Annotated in this window: 1 protein-coding gene; it reads left to right on the forward strand. The window is 72.6% G+C overall.

Going from position 1 to position 515, the window contains the following annotated elements; genetic code table 11:
- Positions 1–105: 105 nt before the first annotated feature.
- Positions 106–515, forward strand: a 410-nt coding sequence (locus tag V6U90_RS33850; RefSeq protein WP_334445284.1) for a transposase, incomplete at its 3' end; no start/stop codon positions are given.

The following is a 515-nucleotide window of genomic DNA, read 5'->3' on the forward strand; positions in this document are numbered from 1 at the left end:
CTCGCCCGCGCGTTGAGGAACTGGGCTGACTCCCGGTCGGGCAAGCGAGCCGGTCGACCAGTCGGGTTCCCCCGGTTCAAGTCCCGCCGCCGGGCGGTGCCGTCGGTGCGGTTCACCACCGGCGTCATCCGTGTCGAGCCTGACCGGATGCATGTGGTGCTGCCCCGGCTGGGTCGGATGAAGCTGCACGAGTCCGCCCGGAAGCTGGCTCGGCGTGTGCACGACGGCACCGCCCGGATCATGTCGGCCACCCTCCGGCGGGACGGCGGACGCTGGCACGTGGCGTTCTGCGCCGAGGTCGAACGGGTCGACCGCGTGCCGTCGCGGCCCGCCTCAACGGTCGGTGTTGATGTGGGCGTCACGCATCTCGCGGTGTTGTCGACCGGTGAGCTGGTTCCGAACCCACGCCACCTGAGCGACGCCCAACGACGCCTTCGCGGGCTCGGCCGGGCGGTGTCACGCAAGACCGGCCCGGACCGGCGGACCGGTCGGCGCCCGTCGAACCGGTGGCAGCG

The organism is Micromonospora sp. CPCC 206060 (genome assembly GCF_036906895.1).
Taxonomy (GTDB): domain Bacteria; phylum Actinomycetota; class Actinomycetes; order Mycobacteriales; family Micromonosporaceae; genus Micromonospora.